At 78.2% G+C, this 348-nt stretch carries 1 pseudogene; it reads left to right on the forward strand.

The features are described from left to right. Window positions 1-258 (forward strand): annotated as a pseudogene (locus tag MKL20_RS13900) (methyl-accepting chemotaxis protein); the annotation flags it as partial. Window positions 259-348: the final 90 nt, after the last annotated feature.

Raw genomic sequence — 348 nt, forward strand, 5'->3', positions numbered from 1 at the left:
GAGCTGGCGACCCAGGCCGAGCGGCTGCAGGCGACGATCGCCTACTTCCGCATCGACGAGGCGGATGCCCGGATCGACGTGGCGGCGACGCAGCTGCGGCCGACGGCGGCCCGGATGGGCGCGCCGGCGCCCGCTCCGGCCAACGCCAAGCTCAGCAACGCCCGCCGCAGCCGGGCCGCCGCGGCCCCGGGCGGCGGTTGCGCCCGCGACATGGGCGGGGCCGACTCCCGCCACGGCCGCTTCATCCCGGGCACCTGACCGGCCCCGCCTCCCGCGCCTGGCTCACCCGCCCCGTCGCAGTTACTGTTTCCTCGCGCCGGATGACCCAGCGGCTGTGCCACCGCCCCC

This window comes from Methylobacterium sp. E-066 (assembly GCF_022829635.1).
Taxonomy (GTDB): domain Bacteria; phylum Pseudomonadota; class Alphaproteobacteria; order Rhizobiales; family Beijerinckiaceae; genus Methylobacterium.